This is a genomic window from Ruegeria meonggei (assembly GCF_042768335.1).
Taxonomy (GTDB): Bacteria; Pseudomonadota; Alphaproteobacteria; order Rhodobacterales; family Rhodobacteraceae; genus Ruegeria; species Ruegeria meonggei.
Genome location: NZ_JAXHBT010000001.1, coordinates 1,164,572 through 1,185,955 on the forward strand (window position 1 = coordinate 1,164,572; position 21,384 = coordinate 1,185,955).

At 57.6% G+C, this 21,384-nt stretch carries 23 protein-coding genes; 12 read left to right on the forward strand and 11 right to left on the reverse strand.

Translation table 11 applies throughout. The features are described from left to right. Positions 1-109 precede the first annotated feature (109 nt). Positions 110-643: an extensin-like domain-containing protein gene (locus SJY13_RS05745; protein ID WP_377188786.1), complete on the forward strand. Its 534-nt coding sequence runs from the start codon at positions 110-112 to the stop codon at positions 641-643. Between the two features lie 295 nt (positions 644-938). Here the strand turns inward: SJY13_RS05745 and SJY13_RS05750 are convergent, their stop codons facing one another. Beyond that, entirely contained in the window at positions 939-2,045 is a 1,107-nt protein-coding gene (locus SJY13_RS05750) for a Hint domain-containing protein (protein ID WP_377188789.1), read from the reverse strand. A 90-nt stretch (positions 2,046-2,135) separates the two neighbouring features. On the opposite strand from SJY13_RS05750, the gene SJY13_RS05755 reads away from it, so the two are divergent. Then, positions 2,136-2,255 (forward strand): extensin family protein, encoded by a 120-nt coding sequence (locus SJY13_RS05755; protein WP_377188791.1) that lies wholly within the window; start codon positions 2,136-2,138, stop codon positions 2,253-2,255. Positions 2,256-2,318: 63 nt separating this feature from the next. Here SJY13_RS05755 and SJY13_RS05760 read toward each other — a convergent pair whose 3' ends face one another. Next, the gene (locus SJY13_RS05760; protein ID WP_377188794.1) at positions 2,319-3,155 is read right to left on the reverse strand and encodes a hypothetical protein; all 837 of its coding nucleotides are present in this window, start codon (positions 3,153-3,155) and stop codon (positions 2,319-2,321) included. A 211-nt stretch (positions 3,156-3,366) separates the two neighbouring features. Next, positions 3,367-3,747 carry an OB-fold nucleic acid binding domain-containing protein gene (locus tag SJY13_RS05765; protein ID WP_377188797.1) on the reverse strand — a complete coding sequence of 127 codons (381 nt, stop codon included), beginning with the start codon at positions 3,745-3,747 and terminating at the stop codon, positions 3,367-3,369. Positions 3,748-3,874: 127 nt separating this feature from the next. Here SJY13_RS05765 and SJY13_RS05770 point away from each other — a divergent pair, with 127 nt between their 5' ends. Together SJY13_RS05770 and SJY13_RS05775 are read left to right on the forward strand one after the other, a co-directional pair. Further along, entirely contained in the window at positions 3,875-4,198 is a 324-nt protein-coding gene (locus tag SJY13_RS05770; protein ID WP_085821794.1) for a 2Fe-2S iron-sulfur cluster-binding protein, read from the forward strand. Further along, the gene (locus tag SJY13_RS05775; RefSeq protein WP_377188800.1) at positions 4,198-4,950 is read left to right on the forward strand and encodes an FG-GAP repeat domain-containing protein; all 753 of its coding nucleotides are present in this window, start codon (positions 4,198-4,200) and stop codon (positions 4,948-4,950) included. The genes SJY13_RS05770 and SJY13_RS05775 overlap by 1 nt, the downstream gene beginning before the upstream one ends. An 84-nt stretch (positions 4,951-5,034) precedes the next feature. Here the strand turns inward: SJY13_RS05775 and purD are convergent, their stop codons facing one another. Next, complete coding sequence (gene purD / locus SJY13_RS05780; RefSeq protein WP_377188803.1) at positions 5,035-6,297, reverse strand: phosphoribosylamine--glycine ligase; 1,263 nt, start codon at positions 6,295-6,297, stop codon at positions 5,035-5,037. A gap of 75 nt (positions 6,298-6,372) precedes the next feature. Here purD and xseA point away from each other — a divergent pair, with 75 nt between their 5' ends. Beyond that, positions 6,373-7,866 (forward strand): exodeoxyribonuclease VII large subunit, encoded by a 1,494-nt coding sequence (xseA, locus tag SJY13_RS05785; protein WP_377188806.1) that lies wholly within the window; start codon positions 6,373-6,375, stop codon positions 7,864-7,866. A gap of 11 nt (positions 7,867-7,877) precedes the next feature. Here the strand turns inward: xseA and SJY13_RS05790 are convergent, their stop codons facing one another. Beyond that, entirely contained in the window at positions 7,878-8,273 is a 396-nt protein-coding gene (locus tag SJY13_RS05790) for a hypothetical protein (protein WP_377188809.1), read from the reverse strand. 136 nt (positions 8,274-8,409) lie between these two features. Here SJY13_RS05790 and SJY13_RS05795 point away from each other — a divergent pair, with 136 nt between their 5' ends. From SJY13_RS05795 to SJY13_RS05815, 5 genes are all read left to right on the forward strand, one after another. Further along, positions 8,410-9,048, forward strand: coding sequence for a lysoplasmalogenase family protein (locus SJY13_RS05795; protein ID WP_377188812.1), 639 nt, complete (start codon positions 8,410-8,412; stop codon positions 9,046-9,048). Positions 9,049-9,106: 58 nt separating this feature from the next. Continuing rightward, entirely contained in the window at positions 9,107-10,246 is a 1,140-nt protein-coding gene (ftsY, locus tag SJY13_RS05800; RefSeq protein ID WP_377188815.1) for a signal recognition particle-docking protein FtsY, read from the forward strand. Positions 10,247-10,336: 90 nt separating this feature from the next. Next, complete coding sequence (locus SJY13_RS05805; protein ID WP_085821800.1) at positions 10,337-11,239, forward strand: EamA family transporter; 903 nt, start codon at positions 10,337-10,339, stop codon at positions 11,237-11,239. A 16-nt stretch (positions 11,240-11,255) separates the two neighbouring features. After that, the gene (locus SJY13_RS05810; RefSeq protein WP_377188819.1) at positions 11,256-11,861 is read left to right on the forward strand and encodes an inner membrane-spanning protein YciB; all 606 of its coding nucleotides are present in this window, start codon (positions 11,256-11,258) and stop codon (positions 11,859-11,861) included. A 160-nt stretch (positions 11,862-12,021) separates the two neighbouring features. After that, a complete protein-coding gene (locus tag SJY13_RS05815; protein ID WP_377188822.1) occupies positions 12,022-12,690 on the forward strand; it encodes a Crp/Fnr family transcriptional regulator in 669 nt (222 codons plus the stop codon). Positions 12,691-12,910: 220 nt separating this feature from the next. Here SJY13_RS05815 and SJY13_RS05820 read toward each other — a convergent pair whose 3' ends face one another. The 6 genes from SJY13_RS05820 to rpiA all read right to left on the reverse strand — a co-directional run bounded on the left by SJY13_RS05820 (position 12,911) and on the right by rpiA (position 19,135). Further along, positions 12,911-14,401: a Do family serine endopeptidase gene (locus SJY13_RS05820; protein WP_377188825.1), complete on the reverse strand. Its 1,491-nt coding sequence runs from the start codon at positions 14,399-14,401 to the stop codon at positions 12,911-12,913. A gap of 131 nt (positions 14,402-14,532) precedes the next feature. Beyond that, entirely contained in the window at positions 14,533-14,727 is a 195-nt protein-coding gene (locus SJY13_RS05825) for a DUF2065 domain-containing protein (protein WP_170324515.1), read from the reverse strand. Next, positions 14,727-15,623 (reverse strand): protease modulator HflC, encoded by an 897-nt coding sequence (gene hflC, locus SJY13_RS05830; protein ID WP_377188829.1) that lies wholly within the window; start codon positions 15,621-15,623, stop codon positions 14,727-14,729. Before hflC ends, SJY13_RS05825 begins: the two co-directional genes overlap by 1 nt. Beyond that, on the reverse strand, positions 15,623-16,768 hold the full coding sequence (gene hflK, locus SJY13_RS05835) for an FtsH protease activity modulator HflK (RefSeq protein WP_085821805.1): 1,146 nt from the start codon (positions 16,766-16,768) through the stop codon (positions 15,623-15,625). The genes hflC and hflK overlap by 1 nt, the downstream gene beginning before the upstream one ends. A gap of 72 nt (positions 16,769-16,840) precedes the next feature. Further along, positions 16,841-18,199: a glutathione-disulfide reductase gene (gor, locus tag SJY13_RS05840; protein WP_377188833.1), complete on the reverse strand. Its 1,359-nt coding sequence runs from the start codon at positions 18,197-18,199 to the stop codon at positions 16,841-16,843. Positions 18,200-18,349: 150 nt separating this feature from the next. Then, entirely contained in the window at positions 18,350-19,135 is a 786-nt protein-coding gene (gene rpiA / locus SJY13_RS05845; RefSeq protein ID WP_377188836.1) for a ribose-5-phosphate isomerase RpiA, read from the reverse strand. Between the two features lie 167 nt (positions 19,136-19,302). Between rpiA and SJY13_RS05850 the strand changes: the two genes are divergently transcribed. Further along, positions 19,303-20,004 (forward strand): glutathione S-transferase family protein, encoded by a 702-nt coding sequence (locus SJY13_RS05850; RefSeq protein WP_377193579.1) that lies wholly within the window; start codon positions 19,303-19,305, stop codon positions 20,002-20,004. Between the two features lies 1 nt (position 20,005). Further along, positions 20,006-21,379, forward strand: coding sequence for an L-serine ammonia-lyase (locus SJY13_RS05855; RefSeq protein ID WP_377188840.1), 1,374 nt, complete (start codon positions 20,006-20,008; stop codon positions 21,377-21,379). Positions 21,380-21,384 lie beyond the last annotated feature (5 nt).

Consider the following 21,384-nt stretch of genomic DNA (forward strand, 5'->3'; position numbering starts at 1 on the left):
TGTCGAAGGGGTTGCCGGGCCTGTCAAACCCAACCCAAAGGTGGTGAGTTCACCAAGACCACAGCTGCGACCGTGCAGGTTTCGCAAACTCGAACTCGGACGCGAGCTCATGCGCAAGCGTGGGGCGGTGTGTGGCGACTGGACAATAATAGGCGACACCCGCAAGCCTTTTTCAGGAAAGCTCAGAGGGTGTGGAATTGCAGCCCCGGTACGCATCCGCGTGGTGTCCGACGTTTTTCTAAGCCAACTGGCACTGATGGATTGCCAGACTGCGATTACTTTCAAAACATGGATCGAAAACACAGCCAAACCTGCGTTTGCGGATCGCGGTGGTGGTCTAAAAGGCATACGCCTTGTCGGCCACTATGCCTGTCGCACACAGAACAACCAACCCCGCGCCCGCCTTTCCGAGCATGCACGGGGGCGCGCAATTGATATCTCTTCTTTCATACTGATGGATGGCACCGTGATTACGGTGGGCAACGGATGGAAAGCGGACGACACGAGTGACGTTATGCGTGATCTGCATACCGGGGCCTGTGGCCTGTTCGGTACCGTGCTTGGCCCCAATTCTGACCGGTTCCATCAAGGGCATTTCCATTTCGATACAGCCCGTCGTCGCAGCGGATCAATCTGCCGCTAACAATTTCATCGAATGCGCCAGCGTAAGGTTTGGTTAAAACCTGTTTGCGTTACTGTTGCGGACTTTAGATCGAGCCGCCGCTTGCATCTGGGGGTGGGCAGCCTGTGGGAAGGCCAGCAACAGGAGTTAGAGGTCAAGCCGCATTTCACACGCTGTTCGAGGCCGCAGGTGCCCGCCCCGGAATGCGGGCCGGCCCGGCGCTTCTTGCAGAGCTGCACAGTGATCACCGGGACAGGAAACCACAAAACGTCTTATTCAAGCAAAAAGCAAACCAGAGGCGCATAAAGCTATGTTTCTACGCCTGAATTCTCTCAGGTCTCTTTGTTCGGTTGTTGGCGACCAAAACCGAAACCTCGTGCTTTTTCAGCACTGCGGCTGCGGTTGGGCCGTAGTCGGTCAATCGGCCATCAAAAACACCAGGAAAAATCTCAAAGAGTTCGTCCTGCGTCGCTTTAGTTACGCCACGCAGGGCCATGTCCCCCGGATATAAGCTTTCGGTCTTTGCCCCGTTAGAGAATACGATCTCATGCTGATCGAATATGAAGTGGTAGTAGGTTACTTGACTGGCATCATTCACCACCTCAACGCCAGGCATCTCCAACAGGAGTTTTGCAGGAATCAGAACTTCGGATTCGTCAAAAAGTACTTCCAACTCCGCCTCGGAAATCAGCACTTTGTGATTGGGTGAAACCAAAAGATCAGCTGTCGGAGAGCCCAAGCCCAATGCGTTCTTTGAAATTCTGATCGGCTTTAAATGGCTTTGGCCTGATTGAGATACGTCGATAGTTCGAGATCCGATCCACCGTATCTTTTTTGCGTTTCCTTCGGCAGTTGTTACCAGATCACCGCATTTCAGGTTCTCGACGGTGACGTCACTCTCAGGTGTTTGGATCATTGTTCCCAACACGAAACACGGTACGTCAACGATGGCATCCGGATCCGTCGTGTCCGGAGCATTGTCAGGAGTGACATTTGAAACAGTAAATGCGTATGCCACACCAGGATCCAATGGTTCCGATGTAATGTAGCCTGCAAGCGTCCCGTTCACCTCAACCCGGTATACGTCGATTGTTCCGCCATTTGGGTTTGTAAGAGTGTAGGACTCTTCCAAATAGATGTCCCCATTTGCGGTCAATCCCCCGATTGGAGTTCCGTCAAGGTCTGTTACAAGTCCCTGCTGTGTAAGGTCATCGCCATTCTCGTTGTTAAACCGGTCACCGTTGAAATCAGTACCATTGTCCGGATCGCCATTGACCAGATTTGGTGGCCCAGGGTCGTCCTGGACGTTGAATACACGCCTATCGGAGTTTGGGTCGTAGGTTGTGGCAAGTGTGACGGTGCCGTTAAAGAAAGATACCGATATAACATTAGGGGCGTACCCGATGTATGAGTAAGCGGCCATATCTACCCCCAATTCCTATTTTCTCGCGGTGTAATTCATTAACATGAATGTGGCTTTTATATGCCATTTTTCTTTTAACTGTAAGACCTTGTGCTGTTTTTCATCACTCTGCGCTTCTTCCTTGCGCTTTGCCCCGACTCTGACCGGTTCCATCAAGGGCATTTCCATTTTGATACAGCCCGTCGTCGCAGCGGATCAATCTGCCGCTAGAAGGTTTGCCAGATGCGCTTGGGCAAGATTTGTCATTGCCTGTGTTCGTCACTGCTCCGGCCTTTAAGTCGACCCGTCGCTTGGATTTGGGGGATTGTCGTTGAAACGCTCAAAAAACCGGGCCAGTCCCACCAAAGGGCTGACATAGGGCAATGTGTTAAGCGCTGCAGCACCTTGGCCATCCGTTCTGGCCAATCTGCCGTACAAATGATCGCCGCCGTAGTCCTGTAACCAAAACCCAAGGTCTTCATAGTAACTACGCCGACTTCTTACCGTACGGGTTTCACAAATTGCTGCAGATCCATTGGCCTGAATACTCAGACGTTCCACATCGACGTTCGCTTCGTCCTCGACCATAAAGAACACCGAGATGATTTGGCTGTATTCGCCCTCCTGTTCAATTCTGCATTTATAGTGGAGTTCTTCGATCTCGGGTTCGTATGTTTGCGGGTTCACGGTGTTTGTCGTCATCGATACTGAAAACACCCCGTCTACCCCCGCCGGACCTACCTTGTAGTACCCATCATCGCTGTCGGGGGTGGTTTTTAGGATCTGAAACGCCTTGTCGGCGGGCATGTCGTAGCAAATGCGCGATGTCCATTGGGCAAGACCGTACGGTATCTCGCGAACCGTGTCAGGAAGCCAGTTCAAGCCAAGCCAAAGAAATATACTTCCGAATACAGTTCCGAAAAGTATCCAGGCCACAACCATGCTCTGGTTCTGTGCAGGGGCAAAGTCCGGCAGCGTTTCAATGAGTGGCAGGAACATCAGAATAAGCCCCAATATCAGCGCTGTTGACAGGGTCTCCCACCAGACGCGCGGATAGATCATCACCAATGCAAGGATGGATAATGTACCGACCAAAGCGACACTGGCACTGGCAAACGAATGTGCCAGCACGTCAGACGGTCCGAAAAGGTAAACGCCAACGGCCCATTGCGCGAAAAAGCTGATTAGACTGACAAGTATTAGCCTACGCAACCGATAAATTCGGTATAAATATTTGTTTTGCAAAGAAAACGCCTCATTATTTTCTTTCAATATGCACCCAATTTGGGCGAAATGTTGTCGGCACACATGCTGCCCGTTCTTTGGATATTGCGTCGGCCCGTTAATACGTCTGCGAATTACCCTGCACCAGCACATCCAGCATGGCTGAGATATCCTCGATTTCCTCCGCGATCACATGGGTCACCGAATGCGCCCGCTGCATCCGGCCTGTGACCCGCAACAGCCGCCCCGAGATTACCGCGCGGCGGAAGCGTTCGTAGATCTTGCGCCAGACCACCACGTTCACGATCCCGGTCTCATCCTCAAGCGTGACAAAGATCACCCCTTTCGCCGTGCCCGGCCTTTGCCGCAGGATTACCAGACCGGCCACAGCCACCCGCGCGCCCTCGGGCGGGTCATCCAGACGATTGGCGGGCAGACAGGCTGGTGGGCGCGGCCAATTCCGGTTCGACGTTTTCGGGTGGGCAGAAGCAACAAGCATGAGAACAAAAATAGAACATACCGCAGGAAAGTCCAGCCACGGCGTACGGAGTTGCAAATGAGACTGGAAAGACCCAATTGCCTTGACTAAGGAAGGTTTTGAACATCGCAAAAGGAAGACGCACGCAATGGCAAAGATCACCTATGTCGAGCATGGCGGTACCGAGCATACAGTCGAGGTTGCCAACGGACTGACCGTCATGGAAGGCGCCCGTGACAACAACATCCCCGGCATCGAGGCCGATTGCGGCGGCGCCTGCGCGTGCTCGACCTGCCATGTCTATCTCCATCCCGATTGGGTCGAGAAGGTTCCAGCCAAGGATGACATGGAAGAGGACATGCTGGACTTTGCCTATGAACCCGACCCCGCCCGCTCGCGCTTGACCTGCCAGATCAAGGTCACGGATGCGCTGGACGGTCTGGTCGTGCAGATGCCTGAAAAACAAATCTGATGCACTCAAAAGCGCCGCGCCCACCCGCGTGCCACTGGCGCCCTCGGGCTCGCGGCGCGTGGCTGGCCTTGTGCTTCTGGCTCACAGGCACCTTTTCTGCGGTCGCTGCGGACGCAATCGTATCTGCCCGTTTCACCCATGCCACCACACGCTACGCCCATGGCGTCTTGGGGGATAAGGTCGAGTACGGTGCGTTAGAGCTGACCCTCCGCAATCGGGTCCTGGTGCTGCAACTGCCCTCCGACCGGGTCTTCGAGGATCTCGCCCCCAGATTGGTGGATGTTGATCTGGACGGAAAACTCGAGGCCATAGTGGTCGAAACCCACATAGCCGCCGGTGCCCAGCTAGCGATTTACGACGCAAGCGGCACCAAGATTGCGGCAACCCCGCATATCGGCACCCGGTTCCGCTGGCTTGCCCCTGTTGGCGCCGCAGACCTGGACGGTGACGGGTATGTTGAAATCGCCTATGTCGACCGCCCGCATCTGGCAAAAACCCTGAGAATCTGGCGGTTTACCCGCGGTAAATTCACTGAAATCGCCGACCTGCCCGGCCTGACCAACCACAAAATCGGTGAGGATTTCATCAGCGGAGGTTTACGGGATTGCGGCAACGGACCGGAACTTATCGTCGCCAACGCTGATTGGAGCGAGATTGTCAGCGTGTCTTACGATCAGGAATGGCAACGGCACCGGCTGGGCCCGTTTTCGCAGTCGAATCTGGATCGGGCGATGGCCTGTCAGACGCTTTGAAGCAGCCCGCGCCAGCAGGCTGCCCGGCCCAAGACCTGTGGCGTTGCATCTTTGATGCGGCGTCAGAGCGCGGGAGCCCCTGGCTCAGAGCGCGCGCCAACCAATATCGCTACGGAAAAACCCGCCCGGCCAGTCAATTCCACCCACCATCGCATAGGCCTGGTCCCGCGCGTCCTGCAGGCTGTCACCCCGCGCCGTGACGTTCAGAACTCGCCCGCCTGCGGACACAACCTGACCATCGGATTGCTTTGTACCCGCATGGAAGACCATATTCTTGCTGTCCTCAGGCAAGTTATCCAGCCCTTTGATCACGCTGCCTTTTTCATAAGAACCGGGGTAGCCTTCCGCCGCCATCACAATGGTCAGCGCATGATCATCCGCCCAGTTCACGCGCGCCTTGTCCAAACGCCCCTCGGCCGCGGCGTGCAACAAGTCCATGACCTGCGCACCAAGGCGCATCATCAGCACCTGACACTCCGGGTCGCCAAAACGCACGTTGTACTCCACCAGACGGGGTTGGCCTTCTTTGATCATCAGCCCTGCATAAAGAACGCCCTGAAACGGCGCGCCACGTCGCTTCATCTCGGCCACGGTAGGGAGGATGATCTCATCCATCGCGCGCGCTTCGATCTCAGCGCTCAACACCGGTGCTGGTGAATAAGCGCCCATGCCGCCTGTGTTCGGGCCGGTATCGCCTTCACCCACGCGTTTGTGGTCTTGGGCTGAGCCAATAGACAGGATGTTTTCACCATCACATAGCACAAACAGGGATGCCTCTTCGCCCTCCATAAATTCTTCGATCACAACCTCGGCCCCAGCCCCGCCAAAGGCACCGCCGAACATATCGTCAATGGCGTCCAGAGCGTCTTGCTCCTCCATCGCCACGATCACACCTTTGCCTGCCGCCAACCCGTCGGCCTTGACGACAATCGGCGCGCCCTGTTCGCGGATGTAGGCCTTGGCTGGCGCGGCTTCGGTGAACCGCGCATACTCCGCAGTGGGCGCGCCCGAATCATCACAGATTTCCTTGGTAAAGCTCTTTGAAGCTTCCAACTGCGCCGCAGCCGCCGATGGTCCAAACACCAGCACGCCTGCTTCGCGCAAACGATCCGCTACACCTGCCGCCAATGGTGCCTCGGGGCCAACAATCACAAAGTCAATTGCGTTCTCTTCGGCAAAGCTGACAACAGCGCCGCCATTCTCGATATCCAGCGCGGCGCAATCGGCGATTTGCGCAATCCCGGCATTGCCCGGCGCCACAATCAGACGGTCGCATTTGGGGTTCTGCATCACCGCCCAGGCCAGGCTGTGTTCGCGCCCACCACTGCCGAGAATGAGGATATTCATGAATGCTCTCCGATCTGCTTGGCCTCGCCTTGCGCGCGTTCTAAGCTGGGCAGGCATTTGACACAAGGCGCTGAAATGTCCGACCTGCTTGACGATCCCATTCCTGGCCAAAATACCCCTGAATACTCCGTTTCGTACATCTCGGGCGAGGTAAAGCGCACGTTGGAGGGCACGTTCGGGCGAATCCGGGTGCGAGGTGAGGTCGGGCGTGTGTTCAAGGCGCGGTCAGGTCACCTGTATTACGACATCAAGGACGATCGGAACGTGCTGGCCTGCACCACGTGGAAAGGTCAGGTCTCAGGCCTGTCCGTTGTCCCCGAAGAAGGGTTGGAGGTCGTGGTGACGGGTCGCCTAACGGCCTTTGGCGCTCAGTCCAAATACAACCTGAATGTTGATGAGGTCGCCGTCGCCGGACAGGGCGCGCTGATGGCGTTGCTGGAAAAACGCAAAAAGCAGCTTGAGTCCGAAGGTCTGTTCGCGGCTGAGCGAAAACAGTCCTTACCCTACCTGCCCCAGATTGTCGGTGTCGTCACCTCGCCCTCGGGCGCTGTCATCCGCGATATTCTGCACCGCCTGCGCGACCGGTTTCCCCGCAAGGTGCTGATCTGGCCAGTGGCGGTTCAGGGCTCGAACTGCGCGCCTGAGGTCGCCAATGCGATCAAGGGTTTCAATCAGTTGACACCCGGCGGTTCTTTACCCCGACCCGATCTGATCATTGTTGCCCGTGGTGGTGGGTCAATCGAGGATCTTTGGGGCTTCAACGAAGAGGTTGTCGCGCGCGCGACCGCAGCATCCACTATTCCCCTGATCTCGGCCGTGGGGCACGAAACAGACACAACTTTGATTGATTTTGTCTCGGACCGCCGCGCGCCAACACCAACCGCCGCCGCCGAACTGGCCGTACCTGTGCGGATGGAACTGCTGGCCTGGACAGGAGAACAAGGCGCGCGCCTGTCCCGCGCGGCCTCTGATGCTGTACAGCGCCGCAGCCAGCGCCTGCGTGATTTGTCTCGTGCTTTGCCACGCCCGGACAGCTTGTTGAACACTCCGCGGCAACGGCTTGATTTGATTGCAGATCGTCTGACACCAGCGCTAGAGCGTGGGGTTCAGAACCGTCACCTGCAGGTCGTGCAGCTTTCTGCCCATTTACGCCCTTCGACCCTGCGCAATCTTGTGACTACGCGGCGTGAAGCGGTGCGCAACCTGTCCTCGCGCCTGTCCTTACGGCCCATTCGGCGCGAAATCGACGTACAGCGCCAGGCCCTTACCCGACTGGGCGACCGCATGAACACGGCGCAGTCAACGCGACTGGATCGGATGCGGCAGCAACTGGAGGCCACAGACCGACTGCGTGAAACGCTTAGCTACAAGGCAACGTTGGAACGCGGATACGCTGTGGTCCGCGCAAAGGATCAAGTGGTCACGACAAAGGAACAGGCCGCGAAACACGATACGCTTCAGATTGAGTTCGCGGACGGAGTTTTGACCACCGGTCAAACGCCAACTGCCCGACCCGGCACAAAGGCAGCACCCAAAAAAGACGCGCCGGATCAGGGGTCACTATTCTGACCCCGCAAGGCTCAGACCCCGACGTCAGGCCCGTAACACACCATCTCTTCGTCGATATCTTCGGCCTCATACAACTCGGTCTGCGCCGGGTCGCCTTCGAACTGCGCGGCCAGACCGTTGCCTGAGCGGGTGAAGACCCAACATTGCGGGTCCAGGCGATCTTCGTAGAGAAAACAGATCTGATTATTTCTCTCGTACCAGATCCCTTCCTTGCATTCGCCATCCAGAAACGACCAGATGACCCGCCGGTTGGGCATATAGCGCTCGACCCCGTAAACCTGCCCCTCAAACCCGTAAAACAGGGTTTTGCCCTGAGTGTAGTTATCAAACTCCGCCCCAGAGAGCGCGGATTGGGCCACGGCCATATGCGCAGGCACGGTCAAGAGAATCGCTAGGTATCTAATCATGGTTCCATTTTGTCAGATGCAATTGCGCAGGGCCAATCACCAATTTCACAGATCATCCTGCCTTAACGTCACCGGTTGAGTTTCCCTCGCCCCCGGTACGATGCTGCGCAAAACGCATCGTGCAAGGGACACCATTTTGACAACCGCACTCTTTTGGATCGCAGCCGCATGCGCGCTGGCCTATTTCCCCATGGCACCCCGCCCGGCCAGTGCCATGCGCTCTGTGCTCAAGACCACATCCGTAGCGGTACTTGCGGCGATTGCTTTACTGACGAACGGCCCGATGCTGTTGGTTCTGGCTCTTGCCCTATGCGCTGTCGGCGATGCGCTGCTATCGCGCGACAGTGACAGCACTTTCATAGCCGGGATTGGCGCATTTGCCGCTGGGCATCTGGCCTATATCGCCCTGTTCCTGACCCATCCCAACAGTGACCTCTCATTGGTCCTGAACAAGCCCGGCTATTTCTGGTCCCTCCTCCTCCTCGGCATCGTTGCGACGACTTTGCTGCCCCCCCGTGCCGGAGACCTCAAAGGGCCGGTTCTGGGTTATATTCCGATCATTTTGGGCATGGGCGTTACTGTTCTGGCGCTGCCCGAAACCGGGACATTGCGCTGGGCCTTGCCTGCCGCACTGGCCTTCATCGCGTCTGATCTGATCCTGGCGACCGAAAAATTCTTATTGCCCCCCGATCATCCGGCGCACCGGATCACCCCCTTCATGGTTTGGGGCCTCTACTGGGCTGCCCAGGCCGGGTTGCTTATTGCGCTCTCCTGACCCTTTGCAACTGCCGCAAATCCGCATTAGGTGAAGGGAACACCTGCGGAGACCAAAAATGGCGTTATTCTCAAAGCTCAAGGACAAGCTGTTCAAATCCTCGTCCCGCCTCGAACAGGGGCTTGAGGCCATCGTCGAAGACGGGGGCGAGGAAACACCGACGCCAGATCCGATCATCCCCGAACCGGACCCACAGCCGGAACCGGTGCCAGAACTGCCCCAACCAGAACCTGTTCCCCAGCCGGTTGAAACGCCCGAGCCCATGCCTGTCGATCCTACCCCAGCCCCGCCACCGCCCGAGGCTGCGCCCGCCAAAGGTGTTCTGGGTCGCCTGTTTGGCCGCACAGAGGCCGCGCCAGTTGTGCGCCGCACGCTGGATGATGACATGCTGGAACAGCTCGAAGAGCTGCTGATTGCATCCGACATGGGCGTCGACACCGCCCTGCGCGTTACCTCAAACATGGCCGAGGGGCGATTTGGCCGCAAACTGTCCATCCAAGAGATCAAGCAGTTGCTGGCTCAGGAAGTGGCCCGCGTTATGGACCCTGTCGCCAAACCCATGCCCATCTATCCCAAACGTCCCCAGGTCGTTCTGGTCGTGGGGGTCAATGGATCAGGCAAAACCACCACCATCGGCAAACTGGCCAGCCAGTTCAAAGCCGCAGGGAAGAAGGTCGTGATCGCGGCTGGCGATACATTCCGCGCCGCAGCCGTCGAACAATTGCAGGTCTGGGGGGACCGCGCAGGTGTACCCGTCCTGACTGCTCCCGAAGGATCAGATCCGGCTTCACTGGCCTATGACGCCCTGACACGAGCACAGGAAGACAGCGCCGACCTGCTGATGATCGACACTGCGGGCCGTCTGCAAAACCGCACCGACCTGATGGAGGAACTGGCCAAAATCGTCCGCGTCATCCGCAAAAAAGATGAAACCGCCCCCCACAACACCCTGCTGGTCCTGGATGCCACCACCGGCCAGAACGCGCTGAACCAAGTGGAAACGTTTCAGAAGCTGGCCGACGTCTCTGGCCTGGTTATGACCAAGCTGGACGGCACAGCCAAGGGCGGCGTACTGGTCGCACTTGCGGACAAGTTCGGCCTTCCCATCCACGCCATCGGTGTCGGAGAACAGATCGACGACCTCGCCCCGTTCGACCCCGAGGAATTCGCCGCCGCTCTGACCGGGCTGGAAACCTGATCCGCCGCTTCATCTGGTTATAAATATCCTCGGGGGGGTGCCGGGGGGCAGACAGCCCCCCACTTTCTCCATCAGCGAAAGACCCAAGTATTGAGCGACTGGCTGATCTCCCTCGAAGGTACCGAAGCAGGCCACCAGCTCGCCCTTGGTCTCGCCTTGATGGCCGCTTTCCTGCACGCTGTCTTCGGAGCGCTGCAAAAAGGCCGCCACGATCCTTGGCTGTCGCGTGGTGCCATCGACGCCAGTTATTGCCTGATGGCTGCACCGTTCGCGTTTTTCGTGGTGCCCTGGCCGGAGCCCTATATGTGGCCCATCTTCGCCACCGTCTGGTTAATCCATGTCGCCTACAAAGTGCTGCAAGCGATGGCTTACACCAAGGGGTCCTATACCGTCGTCTACCCCGTCGTTCGCGGTACCGGTCCGCTGTTTACTGTCATTGGCGCGTACCTATTGTTTTCTGAAACGTTCACTGGTGCCCAGTGGTTTGGCGTGGCTGTCCTGCTGGCCGGTATCTTCGGTCTGGCCATCTATAACTTGCGCTTTCTCGAAACCAATCGCGAGACGCTGGGCATCGCGCTGGCGTTGGCGGTGGCAACAGGCCTTTTTGTGGCGCTTTACACCACCTATGACGCCTACGGCATCCGCGCGACCGCCGATCCATTTACATTCCTGGCCTGGTTTTTCATGATCGACGGGGCAACGATGCCGATCTACGCCTTCCTTAGATGGCGCGCCATGGTCAACCGCCCAACGGTCGGGCCGCTAATGCTGCGTGGATTGGCTGGCGGTATCATCGCGCCTCTGTCCTTTGGGTCAATCATGCTGGCAACCCGGCTGGACAAGGTCGGCGAAGCTGCTGTCTTGCGTGAGACCTCGACCGTCTTTGCCGCCCTGATCGGGTGGTTGGTTCTGAAAGAAACTGTCGGTCCGCGGCGGATTGCGTTGATGGCATTGATTGCATTGGGCGCCGTAATAGTTGAAATGGGCGGGTAAGCAGCAGGAAACCGTTATGACAGGCAAAAAAGACATCAATCCATTTCTGAAGCAGGTGTTGGAACTTGGCCCTCCGCTGGCCTTCTTTTTCATCTACCTGCGTCTGCGCGACGACAGTTTTCTGATTGGCGGCATCGAATACTCTGGCTTTATCATTGCCACCATCATCTTTGTGCCGCTGATGCTGGCCGCGATGGGTGTGCTGTGGTTTCTGACTGGCAAGCTCAGCCGCATGCAGATCTTCACCGCTTTCATGGTCATTTTCTTTGGCGGCCTGACCGCCTGGTTCAATGATGAGCGGTTCTTCAAAATGAAGACCACACTAGTCTATGGTTTCTTCTCGGTCATTCTTGGCATCGGTCTGCTGCAGGGGAAATCCTATCTGGCCTATGTCCTGGACGAGATGCTGCCCATGCGGCACGAAGGGTGGATGATCCTGACCCGGCGTCTTTGTGGCTGTTTCGTCGTTCTAGCCGTCGCCAACGAAATTGTCTGGCGGACGATGTCGACAGATCTGTGGGTGAAAATCGAAACTTTCGCTTTCCCGATCGCACTGATGGCTTTTTTGATGCTGCAATTCAACTTGTTGCAAAACTACATGGATGATCCTGACCACCAGTAGATGAACAGCAGGCAAAGATGCTCATCCCTTGGGTTTGAAGGACTGAGGACATTTGGACGACCCTCAATAGAGGAAAACCCGATAAAATCCTTGGCTTAGCGCCAAAGCTGTGGAAAGTTGAGTCACCACTCAACATTTGCAGCCGGAGCACCCACCACTGATGACGGCTTTCCCAGACAGCGGCTTTCTTTCCGAGGCTTCCGACCGACTAAAGGCGATGCTTTCCGCTCAGGCCAAAGAGATAACCCTGAAAAGGGGCGAGACCCTGTTCGAACAGGGGGATGAAGGCGACGCGCTTTATGCCATTCTCGAAGGCACGCTCGAAGTGTCCTTTTTGGCAATGAGCGGCCGCAAGCTATCCCTGACCCTGATGAGGCCTGGCGAAGTGTTTGGCGAGATTGCCCTGTTTGACAGCGGACCACGCACCGCGACCATCGCTGCTGCTGACCCGTCCCGCGTGTTACGCGTGCGTCAGGGTGATGTGATGAATCAAATCCGTCAGCATCCCGATCTGGCCGTTGATATGATCCGGTTGGCAGGTCTGCGGATGCGGTGGATGGGTTCGCAGTTAAACGAGCAGGTCTTTTTGCCAATGCCGATCCGGCTGGCGCGTAAGCTGTTGCATCTGTCAGAGCTTCAGGACGACCCAACCAAGCGGATCACCTTGTCCCAAAGCGAACTTGCCGAGTTCGTCGGTGCCACGCGTGAAGCCGTTTCTAAAACGATCTCGACCTGGAAGCGAGACAATGTTGTCGAAGCATCGCGCGGCGGATTGATGATTCAGGATTTCGACGCGCTTCGGGAACTGGCCGATTCCGACCTGATCTAGACCCTTGTGACTTGCTTCACATACGTAGGGTCAAGTTAAGGATACCTTCATAACTGTTACCGTAGGAGGTCAGAGAATCATCCCCGATATCTGTCCACTGACCTCTCCCTGTATCAGAGCCATGCGCCTCCCCGGCGTGTGGCTCAATTCTTTGGTGCAGGGTTAAATCAAAAAGGCCGGGGCGATTGCCCCGGCCTGATCATTCATTGATTTGGCTGGCTTACTCTGTAAGGCTCAACGCCACAAAGCGCGGCTCTCCACTGCGCCGAACCAGAAGAAGCAGCGACTTGCGGCCTGCATCGCGCGCTTCTTCCATGCGTGCCTCAAGATCGTCGATTGATGTCACCTTTTGCTGCCCCGCCTCGGTGATCAGATCACCCGCGCGCAGACCCTTGGCAAAAGCCTCTGAGGCTTCGTCCACCTCGGTTACAACCAGTCCATCGGCCTCGGCATCCAGGCCCAGATCCGTGCGCAAAGTGTCCGTCAGGGGTGAGATTGTCAGCCCCAGGATATCCGCGTTTTCCTCGATTGGCGCATCAGGCGCGTCCTCTTCGCCTTCTTCGCTCCGCTCAGCGTCTTCGCGACGGCCCAGCGTTACCAATACTGTCTGCGTGCCCTCATCCCGATGCACGACCACCCGGACCGATTTGCCGACTGTAGTCTCGCCAACCAGACGTACCAAACCTCGCGTATCTTCAACCTCAACACCGTCAAAGCTCAGGATCACATCGCCAGCCAAAAGACCTGCCTCTTTGGCTGGTCCTTCCGGCACATCGCTGATCAGCGCGCCTCCCGGCTTTTCAAGACCCATGGCCTCGGCCATATCTTCTGTGACATCTTGAATGCGCACGCCCAGCCAGCCGCGACGGGTTTCACCAAACTCGCGCAGCTGATCGACCACTTTGACTACTACGTTAGAGGCCATCGAGAACCCAATCCCGATCGATCCGCCATTGGGGGAAAGGATCGCCGTGTTCACGCCAACCACTTCGCCATCCATGTTGAACAGCGGCCCGCCCGAGTTGCCCCGATTGATCGCTGCATCGGTTTGGATGTAGTCATCATATGATCCGCTCAGCTCCCAATTCCGGGCCGAGACGATCCCCGCCGAAACCGAAAACCCCTGCCCCAGCGGGTTGCCCATTGCGATGACCCAGTCGCCAACGCGCGCGATATCGCTGTCACCGAACTTAACGTATTTCAGCGGACCCGACGCCTCGACCTTGAGCAAGGCGATATCGGTTTTCTCATCTGTGCCGATCACCTTGGCTGGCAGCTCTTTTTTGGGCTGACCGTCGCCGGGGAAGAACTCGACCAAGATTTCATCGGCTTCTGCAATCACGTGATTGTTGGTGACGATGTAGCCATCCTCTGAAATCACAAAGCCCGATCCAAGCGCGTTACTGCGGCGTGGGCGGTTTTCATCATCGCCTTCACGATCTTGAAACTCGCGAAAGAAATCCTCAAACGGAGAGCCCTCGGGCACAATCCCCTGCGGGCCGGTCTGGCCTTCGATCAGTGTCGAGGTTGTAATATTAACCACCGCCGGGCTGATCTTTTCAGCCAGCGGCGCCAGACTTTCACTCCGCGCCTGAGCAGCCACAGCTTGCGCCAGAACCAAAAGCATCCCGGCAAAGGCCAACCACATCAGCCGCATGAAACCAACACCATCGTCCCGCTGGACGGAAATACTGCGTGCGTGTGCCTGCACTTGGGAACTCCTTGTCAACAATTCTTACCAAACCGCCCGCAGGCGGCCCTTCTTAGCAACCAATGTAGCCGGTTTGATCTAGCCCGCAACTCGTGATCGCGGGGAATTCACCAGCAATTGAAAACACAGCGTTAAAACCCGACCTGATATGCTCCCCAAAGCAGCACCAGACCGCTGACCACACACAGCAGCCCGGCCAGCCGTCGCGCCTGCTCGGGCAAAGACCGCAACGCCTCGAGCATGCGTTCAATAAGCGAAGGGGCCAGCGCATAGGCCAGCCCCTCAACAATCAGCACCAGCCCGAAGGCCAGAAGGATAAGGCCCATTACTGGGATGCAGGGGCCACCGGTACAGCCCGTCCTGTCGATGATCCAAGGAAATTGAAGAACTCGGAATCCGGGCTTAGAACCAATGAGCTGTTGCCGCCACGCAGCGCATTCTCATAAGCCGTCAGCGACCGATAGAATTCAAAGAACTCGGGGTCTGCGCCATAAGCTTCGGCGAAGATCGCGTTTCGTTCAGCATCCGCTTCACCGCGCGTGATCTCAGCCTCGCGGCGGGCATCTGATACCAGTTCAACCACGGTCCGGTCTGCCTGTGCACGCACACGCTGGGCCGCTTCGTTGCCCCGGGCGCGTTCGTCTGTCGCCTCACGTTCCCGCTCGGCTTTCATCCGGTCGAACGTTGCCTCAAGGTTCGCCTGAGGCAGATCGGTCGCCTTCAGTCGCACATCGATGACGGTTACGCCCAGCGCCTGCGCTTCGGCAATCGCACTGTTGCGAATGCGCAGCATCAGCGCTGCCCGGTCAGAACTTAGAATGTCGCGCGATGACACCGAACCCAGCACTTCGCGTGTCTCGGCGCGCAGGATGCGGTCAAGTCGATCTTCGGCAACTGGGATGCCGCCAACGCCAACGGCCTGACGGAACCGGTTCAGATCGGAAATCCGGTAGCGCGCGAAGGCATCAACCACCAGACGGCGGTCATCCAGCGGGGTAACTTCCAGCGGCTGAACATCAATCGACAGGATGCGGTCATCATAGCGGACCACTTCCTGAACGACAGGAAGTTTGAAGGCCAATCCGGGCTCTTCCTTGACCGCGACGACCCGGCCAAATTGCAGAACCAACGCGCGTTCGCGTTCGTCCACAATAAAGATCGACGACAAACCTGCCACAGCAAGGATTACGACGATAATCAGAATAATTGGAGATTTACGCATCAGTTACCCTCCGCTGCCGGGTTGCGGCGCAGCTCGTTCAGCGGCAGGTAAGGCACAACGCCCTGCCCCTGCCCGCCTGAGTTCTGGTCCAGAATTATCTTGTCGACGTCACCCAGAATCTGCTCCATCCGCTCAAGATACAGACGTTTACGGGTCACATCAGGCGCTTTGGTGTATTCCTCCAGAACCGCACTAAAGCGGCTGGCCTCACCCTGGGCGCTGTTGATCTGCTGCGCGCGGTACGCTTCGGCCTCTTCCAGAACCTGGGCGGCTTCACCACGTGCTTCAGCCAGTGCCTTGTTCGCATAAGCGTCGGCCACGTTCTGTAGGCGGTCACGTTCTTGTGCAGCGGCCTGAACGTCGCGGAATGCGGCGATCACGTCCTGCGGCGGGTCCGCTTTGTCAAAGTTGACACGCACAATGTTCACACCAGAGCTGTAGCTGTCCATCGTGGATTGGATCAGTTCCTGCAGCCGGTCCGCGATAACACCACGATCCCGGTTCAGGATCGGAGCAAGCTCTGACTGGGCAATGATCTCACGCATTGCCGATTCCGAAACCGCCTGAATCGTCTGTTTGGGATCTCGTAGGTTGAACAGGTATTTGGCTGGGTCGTTGATGTTCCAGACAACCTGATAGTCGATATCGACCACGTTCTCATCGCCGGTCAGCATCAGGCCATCGTCGCTACCGCGTGCGCCGCCCATATCTTCGTTCCGCTCGCTGGTCACGGCGATAACCTCGGCGGTCACAAACGGCCACGGCGCGAAATTCAGACCCGGGTTTCCTACAGCTGAAAACTCGCCCAGAAACAACTCAACCGATTGTTCTTCTGGTTTCACGGTATAGAAACTTGCGAACCCCCACAAAGCCGCCGCTACGATCAAACCAATCGCAACGGTTCCCTTGGTAAGGGCTGGACCGCCACCGCCAGACCCTTGACCATTGCCGCCACGGCCACCGCCGCCACGACCGCCCATCAGAACGCGCAGCTGTTCCTGGCCTTTTTTCATCAGCTCATCGATCTCGGGGATCTGCGGGCCATCGCCTTCGGGGGGCTTGCGCCCGTCCCCATTGTTACCCCGATTTCCTCCACCTCCCGAAGAGCCTCCGCCCCCCCAGGGGCCACCGCTGTTGCCCGCCATATGTATCTTTTCCTTTGTTCTGGACCGTGTGATCACGGTGCCCCTTGTAACTTGGTTGCGCGCGCTTGCAAATCAAGCAGTGCGCACAGGTTGCCGCATTGTCACCAGTTCTTCGGCCATCACCGGGTGAACTGCAACGGTGCGATCAAAATCTTCTTTTGTCGCGCCCATTTTCACTGCGATTCCAGCCAGCTGAATCATCTCACCAGCGCCCGGCGCCACGATATGACAGCCCAGCACCTTGCGGCTGGCCTGGCTGACGATCAGCTTCATCAGTACCCGCTGTGTTCCACCAGCAAATGCCTTTTGCATCGGCTTGAACGAAGTTGCGTAAACTTCGACCGGCTCTTGTGCCGCGGCCTCTTCTTCGCTGAGGCCAACGGTGCCAAATTCGGGCTGGGTAAAGATCGCGGTGGGGATCAGGTCGTGATCCACCGGTGTCGGGTTGCCTTTGAACACTGTCTCGACGAAAGCCATGCCTTCGCGGATCGCGACGGGCGTCAGGTTCACCCGGTCGGTCACATCCCCGATGGCATAGATCGAGGGCACGCCGGTCTGGCTGTATTCATCCACGATGATCTCGCCCTTGCGACCGCGTTCAACACCAATCGCCTCAAGACCCAGATTGTCAGCGTTTGGCGCGCGACCGGTGGCATACATGACCACGTCGAACAACTGTTCCGAGCCATTGGTGGCCTTGACGCGAATTTTGTCACCGTCCTTGGCCATTTCCAGCACGTTTGTGCCCAGATGCAGATCAATGCCGTTCTGGCACATCTCCTCACTGATCAGCCCGCGCGCTTCTTCGTCAAAGCCCCGCAGAATTTGCGCGCCGCGATAGAACTGAGTGGTCTTGACCCCCATGCCATTCATGATCCCGGCAAACTCACTGGCGATATAGCCGCCGCCGACGATCAAGATCGAGTGGGGTAGCTTCTCCAGATGGAAAATCTCGTTCGAGGTGATGGCCAGATCAGATCCCGGAAACTCAGGCACGACCGGGCGGCCTCCGGTGGCCACAAGGATGTGCTTGGCGGTTTTGCGGGTTCCATCAGCCAGTTCAACGGTATGCGCGTCCACCAGGTGGGCGCGCTGGTCAAAGCTTTCAACACCGTTGTTTTTCAAAATATTGCGGTAAATGCCTTCCAGCCGGTCCAGTTCCGCATGAAGTTTGCCGCGGAAAACCTGCCAGTCGAACGGGCCAGGTTTCACGTCCCAGCCATAAGCCTGCGCATCGCCGACCATGTCCGAGAATTCGCTGGCGAACACCATCAGTTTCTTTGGCACACAGCCCCGGATGACACAGGTGCCGCCGTAGCGGTCCTCTTCTGCCAGCGCCACCTTGGCGCCATTTTCGCCAGCTGCAACTCGCGCCGCGCGGACCCCGCCCGAGCCGCCGCCGATGACAAACAGATCATAGTCAAAGCTCATCCTGAGTTCCTTTTTTCAGACAGGGCAAATTCGTTGGTTATCTGGGGGTAAGTGACGCGCATCCAACCCTTGGTGGTTAAGAAAGTGTACGCAAGCCATGCAAGCGCGGCATTCCATGATGATCACAACCGCACCTTTTGGGTCTATCTCTTAATCCACAATATCCAAGAACAGGTTCTCTCCACTCTCGGCCGGTTGGTCTGTCTCAATCGTGCCTTCGTTGATATCTCGCACCTCAACCCGGCCGTCGCCGTAGCCAATGACGACCTTGTCACAGATATCGATGAACAGGCCGTTTTCGACCACGCCCGGCACCTGATTGAGCACCAGCGCCAATTGTCGCGCGTTGCCAATGCGCTGCAGATGCAGGTCCAGGATGTGGTTGCCCTCATCGGTGACAAAAGGCGCCTCACCGTTCATGCGCAAAGCGGTCGAGGTGCCAAGAACGTCCATCGTGTCCAGCGCCTCTTCGATCAGGGTGCGGGTGGTCTGCCAGCCAAAGGGGACAACCTCGACCGGCAGAGGGAACGCGCCCAGCGTTTCGACCTCTTTGCCCGCATCGGCGATCACCACCATCCGGTCGCTGGCTGTTGCAACGATCTTTTCCTGAAGATGCGCGCCCCCGCCGCCCTTGATCAGGTTCAGCTCACCGTCGAACTCATCCGCGCCGTCAATCGTCATGTCCAGCCATCCGGCCTGATCCAGAGAGACAACCTCGATCCCCACCTCACGGGCAAGCTGCGCGGTGCGGCTTGAGGTCGGAACGCCCTTAATCTGCAACCCTTCGTCCTTCACCCGCTCCCCAAGGCGGCGCACCATCCATACGGCCGTCGATCCTGTGCCCAGCCCAACGCGCATTCCATCCTGAACCATATCAGCGGCGCGGCGCGCGGCGACATACTTGGCCTTGTCGACGGGTGACATTTCTCCGGTCATGGCAGCATTCCCCTGTTTTGCTGCCGAACTTATACGGAATGCGATCAGCAACTGCGAGAGCGAATACACCAATTTTCTGAGCCATCATGTCGCGAAAATACGCGTTTCCTATTGGAAACGTCGCAATCGATGCTTTCAAGATGACGGCACCCGTATACATAGCCATTATGAGCGCGCCCTATCTTTTGCATTATGCCCCCGACAACGCCTCGCTGGTGATCAGGCTGGTGTTGGAAGAGATGGGCCTGGATTACAAAACAGCGTTGGTGGATCGTAGCCGAAACGCACAGGACAGCGCAGCCTACCGGGCGCTGAACCCAAACGGCTTGATCCCCGTTCTGGAGACGCCGCAAGGTCCGATCTTTGAGACAGCCGCCATCCTGCTGTGGCTCGCAGATACGCATGAACAACTGGCCCCCGCCCCTGACAACGCAGATCGGGCAGCGTTCCTGAAATGGCTGTTCTTTGCATCAAACACTTTGCACGCGGATATGCGTATTTTGTTTTATGCCGAGAAATACATCGACGCAGCTGCGGCTGAGACCCTGCGCGCCAGTATCCGCCCTCGGCTGCGACAGCATCTTCAGGCACTGGACGCCGAGGCACGGCACACGCCGGGATGGCTGCACCCGGAACGGCCTTCGGTCCTGACCTACTATGTCGCTTGCATGATGCGGTGGCTGGCGTTGTATCCGGCGCAGACCGATCGCAGCTGGTATCAGCTGGCAGACACCCCGTACCTGCAAGCTATCCTGATGCAGCTTGAAACACGCCCTGCAACCCGCGCCGCCATTGCGGCCGAAGGGTTAGGGGTTACGCCCTTTACATCTCCGACCTATGCTACTCCTCAAGAAGGCTCAGCTACCTGATATGTTTCTATCCGTCTTCGATATGTTCAAAGTGGGCATTGGCCCTTCGTCGTCTCATACCATGGGGCCAATGGTTGCGGCTGCGCGGTTTCTGGACATGATGCGCGCCTCACCGTTCGAGTTTTCCGGCCTGCGCGGATCTTTGCACGGATCCCTTGCCTTTACCGGTGTTGGTCACGCAACCGACCGCGCCACGATACTGGGTCTGGCCGGATTTGTTCCCGACACCTATGACAACGACAAGGCCGAATCCGCGTTGGCGGAAATCGCTGAAACACAAGTGGTTTCCCCCGAAGGACTGCCAGAATTGAAGTTCGACCCCAAGACCGATCTGACCTTTGATTTCGAACACCAACTGACCGGTCACGCCAACGGTATGATCCTGATGGCCACCGACGCGCAGGGCGATGTGATCCTGCGGCAGGTCTATTATTCAATTGGTGGCGGCTTTGTCCTGACCGAGGAAGAACTGGCCGAGGGTAAAGCGACAGACGAAGGCGACCCTGTGCCCTTCCCCTTCAAATCCGCTGTCGAGATGCTCGACATGGCCAGGACCAGTGGCAAAAGCATTGCCGAGATGAAGCGCGCCAACGAAATCGCGCGTGGATGCGCGGATAGCTTTGCCAAAGGGACAGCTCGGCTTTGGCAGGTGATGAACGACTGTATCGAACGGGGTCTGACCACGGACGGGATTCTGCCCGGCGGTCTGAGCGTGCGCCGCCGTGCCAAAGGTATCCACGATGCGCTGCAGGCCGAGCGAGGCATGAACCTGAATGCACCGCACACGATCAATGACTGGATGAGCGTTTACGCCATGGCCGTGAACGAGGAGAACGCAGCCGGCGGTCAAGTCGTGACAGCACCTACCAACGGTGCGGCTGGCGTACTGCCTGCCGTGTTGCGCTATTATCTCGATCACGTGCCCGGTGCATCCGAGACGCATATCGAAGACTTCCTGCTGACCGCTGCTGCCATTGGCGGGCTGGTCAAGTTCAACGCGTCAATCTCAGGTGCCGAGGCCGGGTGCCAGGCCGAGGTCGGCAGCGCCGCCGCTATGGCCGCAGCTGGGCTGTGCGCCGTCATGGGTGGCACGCCCGAGCAGGTGGAAAACGCCGCCGAGATCGCGCTGGAACACCATCTGGGCATGACTTGCGACCCGGTTGCAGGATTGGTTCAGGTGCCCTGCATCGAGCGGAACGGCCTGGGTGCTATCAAGGCCGTATCGGCGGCGTCTCTTGCCCTGCGCGGTGACGGACAGCATTTTGTTCCGCTGGATGCGGTGATCGAAACCATGCGCCAGACAGGGCATGACATGCATGAGAGATACAAAGAAACGTCACTAGGTGGTCTGGCGGTCAACGTGCCAAACTGCTGAGAGAT